Below are 17,184 nucleotides of genomic sequence, written 5' to 3'. Positions count from 1 at the left end.
GAAGAAATGTATTGAAAATAATGGAGTGGTATGGCGAAGCCTTACAAAATATATTAAGAACTTTGGCGTGAACTTTCTACAAGAAAGTTCACGTGATTGCCAAAAACACTTTCTTGTTTGTAAGCATAAGGAAGTGTTTTTGGCAATAAAAAAAGGCAGTTACCTGCCTTTATACATATTACACATTGAAACGGAAGTGGACCACATCGCCATCTTGCATTATATAGTCTTTTCCTTCTAGGCGCACAAGTCCTTTTTCTCTTGCACCATTCATGCTGCCTTGTTCTACAAGGTCGTCGTAGGATACTATTTCTGCTCTGATGAATCCTCTTGATATGTCTGTGTGGATTTTTCCTGCTGCATCTACTGCCTTTGTGCCTTTCTTTATTGTCCAGGCTCTTGTTTCTACTTCTCCTGTTGTTAGGAAGGACATTAGTCCAAGTAGGTCATAGGATGCTTTTATTAGACTGTCCACGCCTGATTCTTTTATGCCCAGTGCTTCGATGAATTCTTCTTTTTCTTCTTTTTCTAGTTCTGATATCTCCTGTTCAATCTTTACGGAGATTGGAACTACTTTTGCGTTTTCTGTCTTTGCAAATTCTTCGATTTGTTGTACATATTCGTTTGCTTCTGGGTCGGAAACTTCGTCTTCTGAAATATTTGCCACATATATTATTGGCTTGTCTGAAAGTAAGTTAAAGCCTCTTAATAATTTTTTCTCATCATCATTTAAGTCTAAAACTCTTGCTGATTTACCTTCTTCTAGTACTTTTAAAAGTTTTTCTAGTAAATCTACTTCTGGTTTTAATTCCTTGTTGCCCTTTAATGCTCTTGATGACTTGTCCAGTCTTTTTTCTACCATTTCCATATCGGAAAAGATTAGTTCAAGATTTATTGTTTCGATATCTCTAATTGGGTCGATGTCGCCGTCAACGTGGACTATGTTATCGTCTTTGAAGCATCTTAACACTTCTACTATTGCATCTACTTCTCTTATGTTTGAAAGGAATTTGTTTCCAAGTCCTTCTCCCTTTGATGCGCCTTTAACTAGGCCTGCAATGTCATAGAATTCTATGCTTGCTGGGATTATCTTGTGGCTTCCTGAGATGTCGCTTAATTTTTGTAATCTTTCATCGGGAACGTCAACCATTCCCACGTTTGGATCTATTGTACAAAAAGGATAGTTTGCAGATTCTGCTCCAGCCTTTGTTATTGCATTAAACATTGTACTCTTACCTACATTAGGTAGACCTACAATTCCTAATTTCATATTATCGTCCTTCCTTTGCTTGAAAATCATACTGATTTTATCATAGTTGTGCCATATTGTAAATGTAATGGCCCTTTGTTCTTAAATAAAAAAGGAATACCGAGGTATCCTTTTTAAATTGCTTTTTATTGTTTTTGTTTTGTCTTTAAACACTTTGGACAGATGCCTTCTACAATAAAACTCTTGTTCAAAATCTTGTAGTCGTTTAAATCTTTTGTAGCGAAGGAGTCTATGTTGTAGTCAAAGTCAAAAAGCTCTCCACATTCCACACAGGTAAAATGACCATGGGGTTTTAAAATAATATCGAATCTTGTTTCTATTCCATTAATTCTAATTTCGTTAACCAGTCCTGACTCTTTAAAGGTTGCCAGGGTGTTATAAACTGTGGTCTTGGATAGTGTTGGTATGCTAGGAGCTAGTGATGAATAGATTTCATCTGCCGTTGGATGTGTTCTATGTTCATCTAAGTATTCTAAAATTTTAATTCTTTGATATGTTGGCCTAATTTCGGCATCGATTAATCTTGTCTTTATGTCTTTAAACAAGTTATTTTCCATTATTTTCGCTCCTTTCTTTAAATATAGTTTAATTATAACATTATTGATGAAAATAGTCACAAATTCTGCAATTTATTTTAATACAAATAAAAAACCGCTACAAGGTTATCCTCATAGCGGATTTTTTTAAGCTAATAGTGCTAATAATTGTGATAGTCCTATTCCAAAGAAGGTTCCACATATAACTCCTATTAGAGCCATTAGTACTGCTACTGGAACTAAGGATTGTGAGTATGCCGCCGCAAGTACAGGGGCTGATGCAACTCCACCTATGTTTGCAAGGGATGAAACTCCAAAAGTGAATAGGTCCAGTTTAAATATTTTACTGATTAGTGTCATCAATAGGCCGTGAACTATTAGAACTACGAAACCTGTTAGTATATATGCAGGTGCTTCTGTAAGTTCTTTGAAGTTTGCTGTTGCAGCGATTAAACCTATTAGCATGTAAAGCATTACATTTGAAAGTTCTGGTGAGCCAGGTATTTTTGCGAGTGGTGTCATTGCACAAATTACACCAAGTACTGTAGTTAGGATAATTGCACAACCTGTTTGACCCATAAATGAAAGGCCTGGAAGCTCTATCATCTTTGCTCCAAGGACATTTGTCACTGCTGTAACTGCAAGGGAGATACTTAACAAGAAGAAAATATCTTGGAAAGTTATTTCCTTGCTGATTTTTGAGAACTTTAAAGTTAAATGCTTGTTGATATTGTCTATTTTGGAAGTGTCTGCCTTAGTCCATTTGTTGAACTTGTCTTGGAATGGAACTAAGAATAGTAAAAACATTATCCAAATAGAGTAGTCAATTGAGTCAATTAGTAGAGTGTAACCCATACCGGAGCCCTCTAGGCCAATAGCCTGTTGAACGGCTACCATGTTTTGGGTTCCTCCAACCCAGCTACCTGCTAATGCACCAAGTGTCATGTTTGCATTGTCTGCAAGTTTGCCTTTGAAAATCATAAAACCTACTACAAAACCAATCATAATAGTTATACTTGCAGCAAAGAATGAAAGTATCATCCTTGGTCCTAGCTTTGCAATATCCCTAAGATCTGCTCTTAAAAGCATTAAAAATATCATTGCAGGAAGTATTGCATCCTTAATTACATTTCTTGCAGTTGAAACACTTTCTGAAGACATGTCCCATACTTTGAATGTGGACATGAGCATGGATCCGAAATAAATAACAACAAGGGCTGGAACGTATTTAAAGAAACCGTTATCACCATGTTTTTTTTCAAGCCAAATTACTATTCCGGACGCAAACATCAAAAGTGCAATAAACTGAAGTCCATCTGTAATCATCAAATCATCTCCTTTTTATAGTTTGTAATTTTATTATATAACAAAAATGATTAGTTCGTAAAAATTTTTTGAGAATTTTTTGAAAGAATTAAGTGAAAAATAAAAATAAATTACTGGAAAAAAATTTGAAGTGTAGTATAATATACAGAGATTATAAGGAGGTATTATGTCTAAGAAAATTTATGCTGTAAATGAAAAAGTTCCAGGATCAATGCTCTTTCCACTTAGCTTGCAACACACATTTGCAATGTTCGGTGCGTCAGTGCTTGTTCCAATCGTATTAAAGTTCGACCCATCCATAGTTTTACTTATGAATGGTATCGGAACGCTATTATTTATTTTGATAACTAAGGGAAAAGCTCCTGCCTATCTAGGCTCATCATTTGCCTTTTTAGGTCCTGCAGGAATTGTAATTTCCCAAATGGGACCAGAGTATGCACAGGGGGGCTTTATAGCCATCGGACTTGTAGGATGTATCCTTGCCTATATTATTTATAAATTTGGTACCGACTGGATTGGAATAGTCCTTCCACCGGCGGCAATGGGTTCCGTAGTGGCGTTAATTGGTTTTGAACTTGCGGGAAGTACGGTTAATGGTGGTAAGATTGGTGCAGAGATTATGACTGAAAATGTATCACCACAACATATTACTGTTTTTCTAGTAACCCTTGGCATAGCGATTATCGGTTCAGTTTGCTTTAGAAAGTTCTTTGCAACTATACCAATTCTAATTGCAATTATCGTAGGTTATATAACTGCTTTTGCCTTTGACATGGTGGACTTCACACCGGTACTTGAAGCAAAATTATTTACACTGCCAACCTTTAGGGCGCCGGCCTTTGATAGCAGGGCAATTCTTACAATGCTTCCAGTAATACTGGTAATAGCTTCGGAACATATTTCACACCAAGTTGTTACATCAAATATTATTGGAAAAAATTTATTAAAAGACCCTGGTCTTCACAGATCAATCTTTGCAGATAACTTCTCCACAGCTCTTTCAGGGCTAATTGGTGGGGTTCCTACTACAACATATGGAGAAAATATCGGTGTAATGGCAGTAACGGGAGTTTATTCTGTATATGTAATTGCAGGTGCGGCGGTAATATCCATCTTGATGGCATTTATTGGACCACTTTCTGCGCTTATTTCAACAATTCCTGGCGATGTTATCGGTGGAGTAACCTTCTTACTTTATGGAATGATTGGTTCATCAGGAATAAGACTGCTTGTTGATGACAGAGTGGACTACTCTAAGTCAAAGAACTTAATCTTAACATCTGTAATCTTTGTAACAGGACTTTCAGGAGTTACATTAAACCTAGGTGGAGTTCAACTTTCTGGAATGGTTCTTTCATCACTAGTGGCAGTTGTTTTAAGTTTAATATTCTATGCATTTGACAGACTAGGACTAATGAACGAATAGATTTGAGGAAAGCTTTAGGCTTTCCTTTTCTAATTCATTTATTCTTTTAAAAATCTTTGATATAATAAGATGGGTAAAGGGGGACAACTATGGAAAACTTTAAAATTGTAGCACAGATTAAAACAAATACTTTTAAAATTTTTTCATTACATATTGTTCCTTCAAAAAATGGAATTGAAAGATATGCAAATGACCATAGGGGATTACTATGCTCATTTGCATAAGAGAGAGAATCCTTTTGGGTTCTCTATTTTATTAATGGGGAGGACATGTTGAAGATACTTATTGTAGGTAGCGGCGGCAGAGAATTTGCCATAGGAGATAAGATATTACAGGCTGATAAAAGTAGAAAACTTTATTTTGCTCCGGGAAATGGTGGAACGAAAAATTTGGGAGAAAATATTGCAGTAGCAGCTGAAGATATCCACGGTCTACTTGAGTTTGCAAAGAAAGAAAACATTGACTACACGGTGGTTGGCCCAGAAGCGCCGCTTTGTGAAGGTATAGTTGACCTATTTGAAAAGGAAGGCCTTTCAATATTTGGACCAAGGGAAGAAGGTGCAATGTTCGAAAAGTCAAAGGCTTTTACAAAGGACTTTTTAGTTAAGTATGATATTAAGACTGCTGATTACCTTGAGACAACAGACGTAAAAAAAGCCAGTGAGTTTTCAAGGAAGCTAATTGAAAAAAATGGCAAATCTGTACTTAAGGCAGATGGTCTTGCTGCAGGCAAGGGCGTAAAAATTGTTACAAATGTAGAGGAATCAGACCAGTTTATTAAAGATATTTTAGAAGACGGCATCTTTGATGAAAAGAAAATTGTGGTTGAAGAGTTTATTGAAGGCTTTGAAATGAGTTTAATCACCTTGACGGACTCAAAGAACATGGTGCTATTTCCAACTTCAAGGGATCATAAAAAGGTGTTTGAAAATGAAAAGGGACCAAATACTGGCGGCATGGGAACCTATGCTCCAAATCTAGAAGCGGAAAGCTTTATGCCACAGATTGAAGATGAAATTTTAGAAAAAATTTTACATGGCCTTCAAAGTGAGGGCATCGACTATAGAGGGGCACTATTCATCGGCCTTATGATAAACCAAGAAGGTATATATGTACTTGAATTTAATGCAAGATTTGGTGACCCAGAAACCCAAGTAATCCTTCCTCTTATAGACAATGACTTACTTGAGATACTTCAAAGCACATCAAAGGGAGAGCTTGAAAAAGTTACTCTACAAAAAAATGACAACAAGGCGATTTGCCTTGTAATGACTTCAGGTGGTTACCCTGGAAGTTACGACAAGGGTTTAGAAATAGAACTAAAAGATGGCATAAAATCAAAAATATGCCACGCGGGAACAAAGGAAGAAGATGGAAAGCTCTACACGTCCGGTGGAAGAGTACTGAATATTATTGCTACGGGCAAATGCTTTGACGAAGTTCAAAGACAAGTTTATGAAGACGCAAAGAAAGTGAGTTTTAAAGATATGCACTATAGAAATGATATTGGGCCAAAGGTAAAAAGAGTTTATGTGTCTAAGAAGGACAGATTTAACTACGCTGCAAAGGAATTAAAGGACGAAATTAAAAATGCACTGGGAATTGAAGCGAAGAATGTAGAAGTTTACAGTCGCTATGATATTGAAATTGACGATTCTGATTTAGAAAAAATAAAAGATACTATTCTTTCTGAAAAAGTTGTGGACCATATCTACACTGGAGAAGAAGCGCTTAAATTACAAAGTGAAATGAAAAGTGCCATTGCAGTTTCATATCTTCCTGGACAATTTGACCAAAGAAGGCAAGCGCTAATAGACACTGCCTACCTGGTACTGGGCAAGGAAATAAATGCAAGTACTTCAAAGGTGTATAGCTTCGAAGGAATAAACGAAGAAGAGCTTAAGAAGATAGAGGAGTTTTTAGTAAACCCAGTTGACTCAGAGGTTGTTCCGCTACTGGGCATACCTACAACCCTTGCAAGTAAAAACAAAATTAATAGAGATAATCCTGTGTTTGAAGGCTTTATAGATCTTGATGAAAAGGGCCTTGAAAAGTTTCTAGATGAAGAGAACTTGGCAATGAGCCTTGATGACTTAAAGTGTATTCAAGATTATTTCAAATCTGAAAATAGAAATCCAAATATAACTGAAATCAGAGTGCTTGACACATATTGGTCCGACCACTGTCGTCACACCACTTTCAACACTTATCTAAAGGTTGGCTTTGATGAAAAGACTGCATTGGACAGAATAATTAAAGACACATTCCAAGAGTATCTTGACATGAGAGAAGAACTTGGAGTTAAAAAAGAAGTTTCACTAATGAATCTTGGAACAATCCTTGGAAAATATTTTAGGGAAACCGGCGAGCTTGAAGACTTAGAAATAAGTTCGGAAATAAATGCATGTTCTGTAAAGATAAAGGTTAGGGTTGATGTTGATGGCAAGGAAGAACTAAGGGACTATCTACTTATGTTCAAAAACGAAACCCATAACCACCCTACAGAAATCGAACCTCTTGGTGGAGCAAGCACCTGCCTTGGTGGAGCCATTAGGGACCCACTTTCTGGAAGATCCTATGTTTATCAAGCCATGAGAATTTCTGGAGCTGCAGACCCAACAAAGCCAATTGAAGAAACATTACCTGGAAAGCTTCCACAAATTAAAATCGTAAGGGAAGCAGCCCTTGGTTATTCATCCTACGGAAACCAAATCGGTTTACCATCAGGCTTTGTTGAAGAGATTTACCACGACGGCTACATGGCAAAGAGACTGGAAGCGGGAGCTGTTATTGCAGCGGCACCTTTAGAAAATGTTATAAGGGAAGAACCTGTAGTTGGCGACGTTGTTGTTTTACTTGGTGGAAGAACAGGTAGAGATGGAATTGGTGGAGCAACTGGTTCATCAAAGAGCCACACAGAAGAGTCCATAACAACAGAGTCTGCCCAAGTACAAAAGGGAAATGCCCCAGAGGAAAGAAAGATTCAAAGGCTTTTCAGAAATAAGGAAGTAACCACATTAATAAAGAAGTGTAACGACTTTGGTGCCGGTGGAGTTTGCGTTGCAATTGGAGAAATTGCAGATGGCGTAACAATTCACCTTGATAGGGTTCCACTAAAGTACAAGGGACTTACACCAATGGAAATTGCCATTTCAGAATCACAAGAGAGAATGGCTGTAGTTATTAGAAAAGAAGATGTGGATAAATTTGCAAAGTACTGCGAAGAAGAGAACCTTGAACACACAGTTGTTGCAGAGATAAATGACAAAAAGCGTATGATTATGCTATTTGAAGACGAAGTTATCTGTGAACTTTCATATGACTTTATAAACACAAATGGCGCCGACAGAAGTCAAAATGTATCTGTAAAGACTGAAGATGTGGCAGAGGTTTTAAAGAATAAAGATAATGACCCTAAAAATTTAAAGAACTATCTAAAGGATTTAAATATAACAAGTCAAAAGAATTTGATGGAGCTATTTGATGCAACCGTTGGTAGAAGTACAGTTCTTCATCCATATGGTGGAAAGAAACAGTTCAATCAATCACAGGCAATGGTTTCACTTATTCCATACACAGATGAATATAAGACAAAGACTGCATCCATTATGTCCTATGGATTTAACCCATATCTTTCAGAACAGTCACAGTTCTTAGGAGGATATTACGCAGTTATAGAATCCATTGCAAAGCTTGTGGCAACAGGTGCAGACCTACAAAAGATTAGACTTACATTCCAAGAGTTCTATGAAAGACTTACAGATGAACAGTCTTGGTCAAAACCACTTAAGTCACTTCTTGGTGCATTCATTCCTTCAAAGTTCTTTAATGCACCTCCAATTGGTGGAAAGGACTCCATGAGTGGTACATTTGAAAATATTTGTGTACCTCCGACACTAATCTCATTTGCAGTTACAACTGGAGATTTGGAACATATTACATCACAAGACTTTAAGGGTAAGGGCCATATTGGACTTGTGAACATTGAATATGATGAAAATGGAATGTTAGACCTTGAAGAACTTAAGGGCAATATGGAAAAGATTCACAAGGACATTGTGGATGGAAATATAATCACTGCAATTGCAGTAAACCACAAGGGAACTCTACCGCTAATCTACGCAAATGCAGTTGGTAACACTGGATTTGATGTAAATTTAAAAGACCTTTACTCACCAAGATATGGAACATTTATTGTTGAGTACCTAGAAGATAGAGACTTTATTGAAAATGTTGGAGAGTTTTCTGAAGGAATTAAAGTCAACGGAGAAACCCTGGAAGAAAAAACTCTTAAAGAAAATTATCTTCACACATTGGACAAGGTGTTTAAACCAAAAGCTGATGCAGAAGTTAAAGAACTTAAGAATAAAAAGGTTGAAAGAAGACTGGTATCAAATAAACCTTGTGAAAAACCATTTGTAACGGTGGCATCCTTCCCTGGAACAAATAGTGAATGGGATACCTTGGAAGCATTTAAGGAAAATGGAGCAGATGGAAAAATAATAGTATTTAGAAATCAAAATAAAGAAGACATTGAAAAATCCATTGATGAACTTGCTGAGTCAATTAAGAAGTCACAAATATTTGCAATCCCAGGAGGATTTTCAATGGGAGACGAACCAGACGGATCAGGAAAGTTCATTGCAAATGTTTTGAGAAGTGAAAAAGTTTCAGATGCCATCGACTATCTATTAAAAGAAAATGACGGACTGGTACTAGGTATTTGTAACGGATTCCAAGCTCTAATAAAAACAGGGCTACTTCCATATGGCAAGGTTACAAAGACAAAAGAAGACGACCCTTCAATCACATTTAACACCTGCAGACGCCACGTTGCATGCATTGCAGAAACTAAAATGCTTACAACTAACTCACCATGGCTAACAAATCTGGAAGAAAAGACATACAAAGTTCCAATTTCACATGGAGAAGGAAGGTTTGTAGTAGGGGAAGAAAAGTTACAAGAACTTTTAGACAACGAACAAGTTGTAAGTCAATACGTTGAAAACTACAACGGTGCCGACTATTCAATTGAGTCCATCATGTCTAAGGACGGAAAAGTTATAGGTAAGATGGGCCATAGCGAAAGATTTACAAAGGATATATATAAAAATATTTACGACATAGAATTACAAAATCTATTTAAGTCTGCCGTAGAATACTTTACAAAGGGCTTATAAGAAGGAGATTAACATGATATTAGTTATAGACTTTGGTGGTCAATATAACCAACTGATTGCCAGAAGAGTTAGGGACTTAAATGTATATTGCGAAGTTGTGCCATATACAAAGGCCCTTGAAGAAATAAAAGCAAAGTCACCGGAGGGAGTAATCTTCACCGGTGGCCCAAACTCAGTTTACGCTGAAGGTGCACCAAAACTAGAAAAAGAAGTGTTTGAACTGGGAATTCCAATCCTTGGACTTTGCTATGGAATGCAACTAATGGCCCATAGCCTTGGCGGAGAAGTTAAAGAGTCAAGCCAAAGGGAATTTGGGAAGACAGAATTCAAGCTAGAAGACAATGAAATCTTTAAAGATATTCCAAAAGAAAGCATTGTGTGGATGAGCCATGTGGACAAAGTTGTAAAACTTCCAAAAGGATTTAAAATAATTGGAAGCACAGACAACACAGAAATTGCGGCAATGGCAGATGAAGAGAGAAAACTATATGCATTACAATTCCATCCAGAAGTAAACCACAGTGAATATGGAATAAAGATGATAGAAAACTTTCTTGTAAATATCTGCAAGGCAAAACAGGACTGGACAATGGCAAACTATGCAAAAAAAGCCATTGAAGATGTAAGAGAAAAAGTTAAAGACAATAAAGTTTTACTTGCCCTATCAGGAGGAGTGGACTCTTCAGTTGTGGCGGCGCTTTTATCAAAGGCAATCGGCGACCAATTGACATGCATATTCGTGGACCATGGCCTTATGAGAAAGAACGAAGGGGACGAAGTGGAAGAGGCATTTAAAGACTCAGGTATGCACTTCATAAGAGTAAACGCAAAAGATAGATTCCTTGAAAAATTAAAAGGCGTGAGAGATCCAGAAGAAAAGAGAAAGGTAATCGGCGAAGAATTTATAAGAGTCTTCGAAGACGAAGCCAAAAAGATAGGTAAGGTTGACTTCCTAGCACAGGGAACAATCTACCCAGACATAATCGAGTCGGGAGTAGGGGATGCGGCAGTAATAAAATCCCATCACAATGTAGGAGGACTACCAGACGTTGTAGACTTTACAGGCTTAATCGAACCACTTAGAATGCTCTTCAAAGACGAAGTTAGAAGACTGGGAAGAGAACTTGGCCTTTCAGACGTATTAGTAAATAGACAACCATTCCCAGGTCCAGGCCTTGGCATAAGAGTAATAGGAGAAGTTACAGAAGAAAAACTTGAAGTCCTAAGAGACGCAGACTACATCTTTAGACAAGAATTAGAAAAGAACAAAGTTGAAAACCTATCCCAATACTTTGCAGTGCTTACAGAAAACAGAACAGTGGGAGTAATGGGGGACTTCAGAACCTATGACTACACATTGGCACTACGAGCAGTGCACACCACAGACTTTATGACAGCAGAATGGGTTAGAATCCCATACGAAGTGCTAGATAAAGTTTCCGTTAGAATAATAAACGAAGTGGATCATATAAATAGAATTGTGTATGATGTTACAAGCAAACCCCCTGCAACAATCGAGTGGGAATAGTCGCAAAAAAACAAAAATACTTGTAAAATCAACGGTTACAGAAGATAAAAAACTGTAACTGGGATTAAAATGGGAACATTTATAAAAAAGAATAAATTGAATAATAGTTCCAAGTGGTTTGCATTTGGACAAAAAATTAGACCGTAGTTTCAAGCTGCGGTCTTTTTTGCGTATATATTATGACGATTAATTTATTTAGAGATCTACAATGGTTAATTTCAAATGCAACAAATAATATAAACTAGATTGCAAAGGATACTAATACAACTGGTGTTATATACAAAAATGAAATTGATTCAATGAATAAAGAAATAGAAAAATTATCAAGAGAAATATGGCAGATCCATTTCCTACTTCTTAATAAATCAAAAGAAAGTTATGGTATTTAGTATGGTAATTACAAAAATATATCCTATAATATAAGCTCTAAATTTAGAAGTAGATTATATTACTAAAAGTGAAAAAACTTATGAAAGTGCTTTTAAAAAGATATACAAAAACCACACACATAAAATTCATAAATGAAAGAAAAAAGAATACCCCTATTCTTGAGTATTCTTTATTGGCAATAGTATGCTGACTTTAGCACCATATTCATCAGTCCTATTTTCTAAAACAAGACTTCCTCCATGCATCTTAATAATTTGTTCGGCAACAAATAATCCGATTCCATGGTTTTCTTTTGAATGCCTACTTTTGTCTCCTTGGTAGAATTGATCTGTTGCATATAATAGGTCTTCACCTGTAAATCCATGCCCTTGGTCTAATATTGATATTTTAAGCTCATCAGCTTTGGAACATATAAGTAACTCAATGGTTGAGTTTTTAGGACTGTGTTCCTCAGCATTGCTAAGAATATTAAGAAAGGCTCGTTCAAAATTTTTTAAATCTACTATTAAAAAATCATCATCATAGTTAATATCTTCTAAAAGATTTAACTTATAAGTCGATGTGAATTCTTTAGCTAGTTTTTCAATGTTTTCTACAAATTCTTTTGCTCTAATTTGAGTAAAGTTTAATTCATTTACTTGGTTAGATTTATTAACAAGCATTAAGGTTTCAATATATTTACCAATACGGTTTGTATTTTTCCTAATATAACCTAGATAGCTTTCCTGATCTTCTGTTAGGTTTGTTTCTCCCAATAACTCTGAATTTCCCTTTATAATTGAAAGAGGAGTCTTTATATCATGGCTTAATGCTGAAATCTGATTTCTTTTTTTCTCTTCCTCTCTCCAGTTTGTCCTTAAAGATTCACTTAATCCTACTTTCATTTTTTCTAAACTATCTAATATAGCATTAAATTCCTGAATATTTGACTTTTTGACTTGGAAGTCTAAGTTTTGTTTCCCGATTTCTTCCGAAGCTTCTAGCAAAGGATTTAATTCTTTTGCTAATTTCTTTGCCCAAATTAATGTGATAGTAATAATACTTATAAGAAAAAATATTATAAGCAAGCTTAGAAATAAATTATTTACTTGTGGTAGATTTTTTTGCATCCAAGGACTTTTATAAAAAGGCTTTAGGTCATAAGCTACAAGCACATATCCATCTGATCTTTGTATTTCCATAAAGGATAAGTTGGCATTAGAATTACCAGAGCCCTTATGATAGTTAAAGGCTATATCTTGGATATTCTTATTCATATTTGTTTCTATAACTTTTTCGTCTTTTGATAGAAATAGATAAGATGTATTATCTGGAAGTAATGATTTTTCGAAATTTTTTGAAGTGGAAATATCTGTCCTTTTTTCAAGAATTAGATTCTCAGTATAGTTAGCAGGAAATATCCACTTAAATTGGAAAGAAGCAGATATAAAAACTATTATTAATCCAACGGAGATTACTAGTCCTAGTGCAATACTTAGCAAATATTTAAAAAGTATATTTTTAAGAGATTTACCTTTTGATTTTAATTCCATTTATATCCGATTCCCCATACTGTTTCAATTGGATTTTTCCAATATTTTTGAAACTTTGCCCTAATATTTTTTATATGTTCTGATATTGCAGATGCATCTCCTATACCATCAAATCCAAAGATAAGCTCATATATTTGCTCCCTTGAAAATACTTGTCCTTTTCTTTTTGCTAGCAATTCTGAAATTTGATACTCGGATTTTGTTAAATGAACTTTTTCATCTCCTACAAAAACTTCATTTGAAGATAAATCAAATCGAATTTCACCAAGATTTAAACTAGTGTGTCGTTCTCTTTTTTCTCGTCTTAAATGTGCTTCTATACGAGCTAGGAGTTCTGCTGCACCGAATGGTTTTGTGATGTAATCATCACCACCAATTAATAAGCCTTCAACTATATCTTCTTCCATAGTTTTCGCTGTTAAAAAAAGAATAGGGCAGTCTACTTTAGCTCGAATATCCTTACAGAAACTAATTCCGTCAATACCTGGCATCATAATATCAAGTAGAATCAAGTCATATTTGTTGAGTTTACTATTATCAACGTCTAAAGGATTTTGATATATATCGACTTGATGGTTGTTCTTTTTCAAAATATTTTCTATTAAATCAAGCATATCTAGCTCGTCATCAACTGCAAGAATTAAAGACATTTCATCACCTCTTAATTTCAAATTAAAAACTTTTATTCACTAACAGATTTCCCATCCCACTTATTAAACCAAATTATTGAGGAAATAAATAGGATTAAGATAATAAAGGAAGCTATTAAACCCCACAGCCTTAACTCTTTATAAAAATATGAAGGATCTAAAGCTTTGCCCAGCCTTATATACATGGCAGGAAGCCTGGAGCCCCAAGTACAAGGTATAAAATACCAAATACTATCGCCAATGACAGTCATTGAGAGTAAAGCAACCAATGTTTCTAGAAAACCCAATCCTATAGATGCACCACTACTTAATTCAATTGATACCCAAAGATGAATCATGTATAGAGAAAGGCTGCTAATAAGAATTAAGAAAAATTCAATAAACCAATCTAAGATATTTTGATATCCTGTTAATATTGCAAAAAATATAATAGCTAAAGCAAGAGAAATAACAAATCCCAATTCTAATACAAGGAGTTTTCCTATATAGGCTTTGCTTCTAGATTTTGTAGTTGATAAGAGCACTTGAAATTTCCCAGCACTCATCTCCATATCAACGACTTTTGAACTTATAAAACTTAATATTATTGGCATTACCGCTCCTAAAAGTACAAAATAAGTTTGTATTATATCGCTTTCTTCAAAATTTTTTAATCCAGTAGTTTTTGATGTCACATAAAATAATAAAGAATAGGCTATAGGTAAGACTATGTGAATCCAAGAAAGCCAGGTGCCTTTAATTTTGTATATTTCTGATTTTATTATATTTATCATTATTTTACCTCTTGTTTTGAAAACCATTTTGCACTTATCATTGTTAGTAAGGTAAATAGACATATAGATAAAATACAAGGAATAAGTAACGATGTGTTTGATATCATTGGATTTGATGCTTCTATTAAAATGCCACTTGGTAGAATACGCATAACAGGAATCATTAATCTGATTCCCCAAGAATATGGGCAATAAATCCAAAAAGCACTGTCAGACAACAATATTCCTGATCCTAAACCTAATACTGCATTTACTGCAATACTTGCGATAAAGCCAAATTTTTTTGCTAAGAAAAAGCATAGAGGGATTTGCCAAATATTGGTTATTATTAGTAAGGCACTAGCAAATAGTAATGTGGAAAATCCATAGTTTGGTGTTAATTGCCCTCCAATTAAAAATTGAAAAATATACACCCCTAGCATATGAATTATAGCAGCAATACTCATATAAATAAATGCTGTGATTATCTTTGAAACCCATAACTTTTTGAGATTAATATTTAGAGGGAAAACTGCTCTGTAGTTTAATTTCCTACTTTCTTTTCTATCCATCATTGCTGGGATTAATGCAAAAGTTGTAGGCATTATTATAACGTACCACCAGTTATAGGAATTAGCAGTGAAATAACTTGGCATAAGAAAGAGTGACAACAAGATTAAAGATATTGGCATAATAACTAATAACTTCTTCAAAAAAGTGCCTTTATGTTTTAAATTTTCTGCAAGAATATAATTTATCATTTTTTACACTCCCATTCCACTTTTTATAACATTCATAAAAAGTTCTTCTAAATTGTCATCATTATTAATAATGTTTTGATATTGCAATTTTCCATTATTAATAATCCCAATATGATCAGCAGTTTGTTCAACTTCTGCTAAAATATGACTAGACAAAATAACGGTTATTCCTTTTTCTGGGAAAGATCTTATTAAATCACGTAATTCTTGAATTCCAAGAGGATCAAGTCCGTTTGTTGGTTCATCTAAAATCAAAAGCTTAGGATTATTTAATAAGGCAATGGCGATTCCTAGTCTTTGTTTCATGCCTATTGAAAACTGACCACTTTTCTTTTTACCAGTATCTTTTAAACTTACTATTTCCAAAACTTCATCAATCCTAGAATCTGGCAACCCTAACAGGAGTGTCCTTACTTTTAAATTTTCCCTAGCCGATAAGTTCTCATACAAGGCAGGCATTTCTATCAAGGCACCAATATCAGATAAATCGTCACGACTCCACTCATGACCTTCAAAAAAGATTTGGGCAGATGTTTTATGAATCATTCCAGTAATCATCTTTAATGTAGTCGATTTACCAGCCCCATTAGGTCCTAGCAATCCATAGATAGAATTCTCTTTTATTTTTAAAGAAATATCATCTACTGCTTTTTGTTTTCCAAATGTTTTAGTAAGATTTTTTGTTTCTAATATCAATTTGTCCATATAAATGAACCTCCTTTTCATTTTATAAACTTAGTATAAAATACAAATTTAAGGATTCCATAAGGAAGATAAGATTCTTTAAAAATTTAATAGATTGTTTTTGCCTATATTGTTAGGTACTGGGACTCGAATGGTACTGGAAGTAAAAAAGAATAATTAAAATAATAGTTCTTAGTAGTTTACATTTGGACAAAAAATAAGACCGTAGTTTCAAGCTGCGGTCTTTTTGCGTACATATTTTATTTTAAAAATCTTGATTTTTTAGGATATGATAACTTCCAATCTTCAAATTCCTCGTCTGTTATCTCATCGTTGTAATGCTTTTTTCTCATCTCATTCCATTCTATAAGAAAATTATTGAAGTCTACATCATTTGATAAAAGTCCAGTAATTTCTCCTTCGTCTGCGAAGGGTCTAAACTTCATATCTTTTTCATAATCAAAGATTATATGCATTATTTCAAAAATAGAATTAGGTTCATGATTAATTAATGCTGATATATCACAATCAAGTGCTTCAGATATTTTTTGTAATTGTTCTTTACTTGGAGATCTATTCCCAAGCTCGTAATTTCTTATAGCAGCATCTGTCAAACCAGACTTAATGGCAAGTTCTTTTTGAGTTAAGTTTCGCATAAGTCTTAACTTTTTTAATTTTTCTCCAGAAATCAAACTAACTCCTCCTTATTTCACAATAACTATAAATATTTTATCACAAAACGAACAAAAGCTCAACAAAACTGTTCTGTTGTAAATATTTGTAAGTATCTGAATATTTTAGAAAAAAATAAATAGAAAAAACTTGACAGAACAAATATGAACTGTTATTATATATACATACCGTTCAATATTGAACGGAGATTGTAAGACATATAAATTAATGCTCGCCCTTTTGAGGATGTAGAACCTTACAAACTATAAAAGGAGGACATTATGAAAGGTATTTTTATGAATGCAAAAGATGTACAAGAATTTCTTGATGTAAGTAGGACAACAGCATATCAGATAATAAACGATATGAATCAAGATCTACTTAAATTAGGTTATCGTGTGCAAAGAGGAAAGGTAAATAGAGAATACTTTATGGAAAAGTATTGCTATAAACCAACAAATACAAAGGAGGTTTAAA

14 protein-coding genes and 1 pseudogene are annotated in these 17,184 nt (G+C 34.5%); 6 read left to right on the top strand and 9 right to left on the bottom strand.

Annotated features, from left to right (window positions below):
* Nucleotides 1-178 precede the first annotated feature (178 nt).
* The 3 genes from ychF to L6651_RS04595 form a co-directional block, all read right to left on the bottom strand.
* Nucleotides 179-1,270, bottom strand: a complete 1,092-nt coding sequence (ychF, locus tag L6651_RS04605; protein WP_237036826.1) for a redox-regulated ATPase YchF — start codon at nucleotides 1,268-1,270, stop codon at nucleotides 179-181.
* Nucleotides 1,271-1,395: 125 nt separating this feature from the next.
* Entirely contained in the window at nucleotides 1,396-1,827 is a 432-nt protein-coding gene (locus L6651_RS04600) for a Fur family transcriptional regulator (RefSeq protein WP_237036825.1), read from the bottom strand.
* A 126-nt stretch (nucleotides 1,828-1,953) separates the two neighbouring features.
* Complete coding sequence (locus L6651_RS04595) at nucleotides 1,954-3,132, bottom strand: DUF819 family protein (protein ID WP_237036824.1); 1,179 nt, start codon at nucleotides 3,130-3,132, stop codon at nucleotides 1,954-1,956.
* Nucleotides 3,133-3,298: 166 nt separating this feature from the next.
* Between L6651_RS04595 and uraA the strand changes: the two genes are divergently transcribed.
* From uraA to L6651_RS04575, 5 genes and pseudogenes are all read left to right on the top strand, one after another.
* Complete coding sequence (gene uraA, locus L6651_RS04590; protein WP_237036823.1) at nucleotides 3,299-4,558, top strand: uracil permease; 1,260 nt, start codon at nucleotides 3,299-3,301, stop codon at nucleotides 4,556-4,558.
* An 89-nt stretch (nucleotides 4,559-4,647) separates the two neighbouring features.
* Entirely contained in the window at nucleotides 4,648-4,782 is a 135-nt protein-coding gene (locus tag L6651_RS09365; RefSeq protein ID WP_255784620.1) for a hypothetical protein, read from the top strand.
* Between the two features lie 48 nt (nucleotides 4,783-4,830).
* Nucleotides 4,831-9,738, top strand: a complete 4,908-nt coding sequence (locus tag L6651_RS04585; RefSeq protein ID WP_237036822.1) for a phosphoribosylformylglycinamidine synthase — start codon at nucleotides 4,831-4,833, stop codon at nucleotides 9,736-9,738.
* Nucleotides 9,739-9,751: 13 nt separating this feature from the next.
* Nucleotides 9,752-11,266: a glutamine-hydrolyzing GMP synthase gene (guaA, locus tag L6651_RS04580; RefSeq protein WP_237036821.1), complete on the top strand. Its 1,515-nt coding sequence runs from the start codon at nucleotides 9,752-9,754 to the stop codon at nucleotides 11,264-11,266.
* A gap of 191 nt (nucleotides 11,267-11,457) precedes the next feature.
* Nucleotides 11,458-11,655 (top strand): annotated as a pseudogene (locus L6651_RS04575) (plasmid mobilization relaxosome protein MobC); the annotation flags it as partial.
* A gap of 153 nt (nucleotides 11,656-11,808) precedes the next feature.
* Here the strand turns inward: L6651_RS04575 and L6651_RS04570 are convergent.
* From L6651_RS04570 to L6651_RS04545, 6 genes are all read right to left on the bottom strand, one after another.
* Nucleotides 11,809-13,188, bottom strand: a complete 1,380-nt coding sequence (locus L6651_RS04570; RefSeq protein WP_237036820.1) for a sensor histidine kinase — start codon at nucleotides 13,186-13,188, stop codon at nucleotides 11,809-11,811.
* Nucleotides 13,179-13,838: a response regulator transcription factor gene (locus L6651_RS04565; RefSeq protein ID WP_237036819.1), complete on the bottom strand. Its 660-nt coding sequence runs from the start codon at nucleotides 13,836-13,838 to the stop codon at nucleotides 13,179-13,181. The genes L6651_RS04570 and L6651_RS04565 overlap by 10 nt, the downstream gene beginning before the upstream one ends.
* A gap of 32 nt (nucleotides 13,839-13,870) precedes the next feature.
* Nucleotides 13,871-14,611 carry a lantibiotic immunity ABC transporter MutG family permease subunit gene (locus tag L6651_RS04560; RefSeq protein WP_237036818.1) on the bottom strand — a complete coding sequence of 247 codons (741 nt, stop codon included), beginning with the start codon at nucleotides 14,609-14,611 and terminating at the stop codon, nucleotides 13,871-13,873.
* Entirely contained in the window at nucleotides 14,611-15,351 is a 741-nt protein-coding gene (locus tag L6651_RS04555) for a lantibiotic immunity ABC transporter MutE/EpiE family permease subunit (RefSeq protein ID WP_237036817.1), read from the bottom strand. Before L6651_RS04555 ends, L6651_RS04560 begins: the two co-directional genes overlap by 1 nt.
* A 3-nt stretch (nucleotides 15,352-15,354) precedes the next feature.
* Nucleotides 15,355-16,056, bottom strand: coding sequence for a lantibiotic protection ABC transporter ATP-binding protein (locus L6651_RS04550; RefSeq protein WP_237036816.1), 702 nt, complete (start codon nucleotides 16,054-16,056; stop codon nucleotides 15,355-15,357).
* Between the two features lie 239 nt (nucleotides 16,057-16,295).
* Nucleotides 16,296-16,727 carry a helix-turn-helix domain-containing protein gene (locus L6651_RS04545; protein ID WP_237036815.1) on the bottom strand — a complete coding sequence of 144 codons (432 nt, stop codon included), beginning with the start codon at nucleotides 16,725-16,727 and terminating at the stop codon, nucleotides 16,296-16,298.
* A gap of 261 nt (nucleotides 16,728-16,988) precedes the next feature.
* Between L6651_RS04545 and L6651_RS04540 the strand changes: the two genes are divergently transcribed.
* Nucleotides 16,989-17,183 (top strand): hypothetical protein, encoded by a 195-nt coding sequence (locus tag L6651_RS04540; protein WP_004835545.1) that lies wholly within the window; start codon nucleotides 16,989-16,991, stop codon nucleotides 17,181-17,183.
* Nucleotide 17,184 lies beyond the last annotated feature (1 nt).

It is taken from the genome of Mediannikoviicoccus vaginalis (genome assembly GCF_928097925.1).
Taxonomy (GTDB): domain Bacteria; phylum Bacillota; class Clostridia; order Tissierellales; family Peptoniphilaceae; genus Mediannikoviicoccus; species Mediannikoviicoccus vaginalis.
Note: the sequence above shows the minus strand (reverse complement) of the source record. Positions and strands in the feature narration are given on the sequence as shown.

What these genes read in the sequence shown, in the direction of transcription:
- L6651_RS04565 (WP_237036819.1), bottom strand. Translation starts at nt 13,838, where the DNA reads ATGTCTTTAATTCTTGCAGTTGATGACGAGCTAGATATGCTTGATTTA.
- L6651_RS04595 (WP_237036824.1), bottom strand. Translation starts at nt 3,132, where the DNA reads ATGATTACAGATGGACTTCAGTTTATTGCACTTTTGATGTTTGCGTCC.
- L6651_RS04570 (WP_237036820.1), bottom strand. Translation starts at nt 13,188, where the DNA reads ATGGAATTAAAATCAAAAGGTAAATCTCTTAAAAATATACTTTTTAAA.
- L6651_RS04600 (WP_237036825.1), bottom strand. Translation starts at nt 1,827, where the DNA reads ATGGAAAATAACTTGTTTAAAGACATAAAGACAAGATTAATCGATGCC.
- ychF (WP_237036826.1), bottom strand. Translation starts at nt 1,270, where the DNA reads ATGAAATTAGGAATTGTAGGTCTACCTAATGTAGGTAAGAGTACAATG.
- L6651_RS04555 (WP_237036817.1), bottom strand. Translation starts at nt 15,351, where the DNA reads ATGATAAATTATATTCTTGCAGAAAATTTAAAACATAAAGGCACTTTT.
- L6651_RS04550 (WP_237036816.1), bottom strand. Translation starts at nt 16,056, where the DNA reads ATGGACAAATTGATATTAGAAACAAAAAATCTTACTAAAACATTTGGA.
- guaA (WP_237036821.1), top strand. Translation starts at nt 9,752, where the DNA reads ATGATATTAGTTATAGACTTTGGTGGTCAATATAACCAACTGATTGCC.
- L6651_RS09365 (WP_255784620.1), top strand. Translation starts at nt 4,648, where the DNA reads ATGGAAAACTTTAAAATTGTAGCACAGATTAAAACAAATACTTTTAAA.
- L6651_RS04560 (WP_237036818.1), bottom strand. Translation starts at nt 14,611, where the DNA reads ATGATAAATATAATAAAATCAGAAATATACAAAATTAAAGGCACCTGG.
- L6651_RS04540 (WP_004835545.1), top strand. Translation starts at nt 16,989, where the DNA reads ATGAAAGGTATTTTTATGAATGCAAAAGATGTACAAGAATTTCTTGAT.
- uraA (WP_237036823.1), top strand. Translation starts at nt 3,299, where the DNA reads ATGTCTAAGAAAATTTATGCTGTAAATGAAAAAGTTCCAGGATCAATG.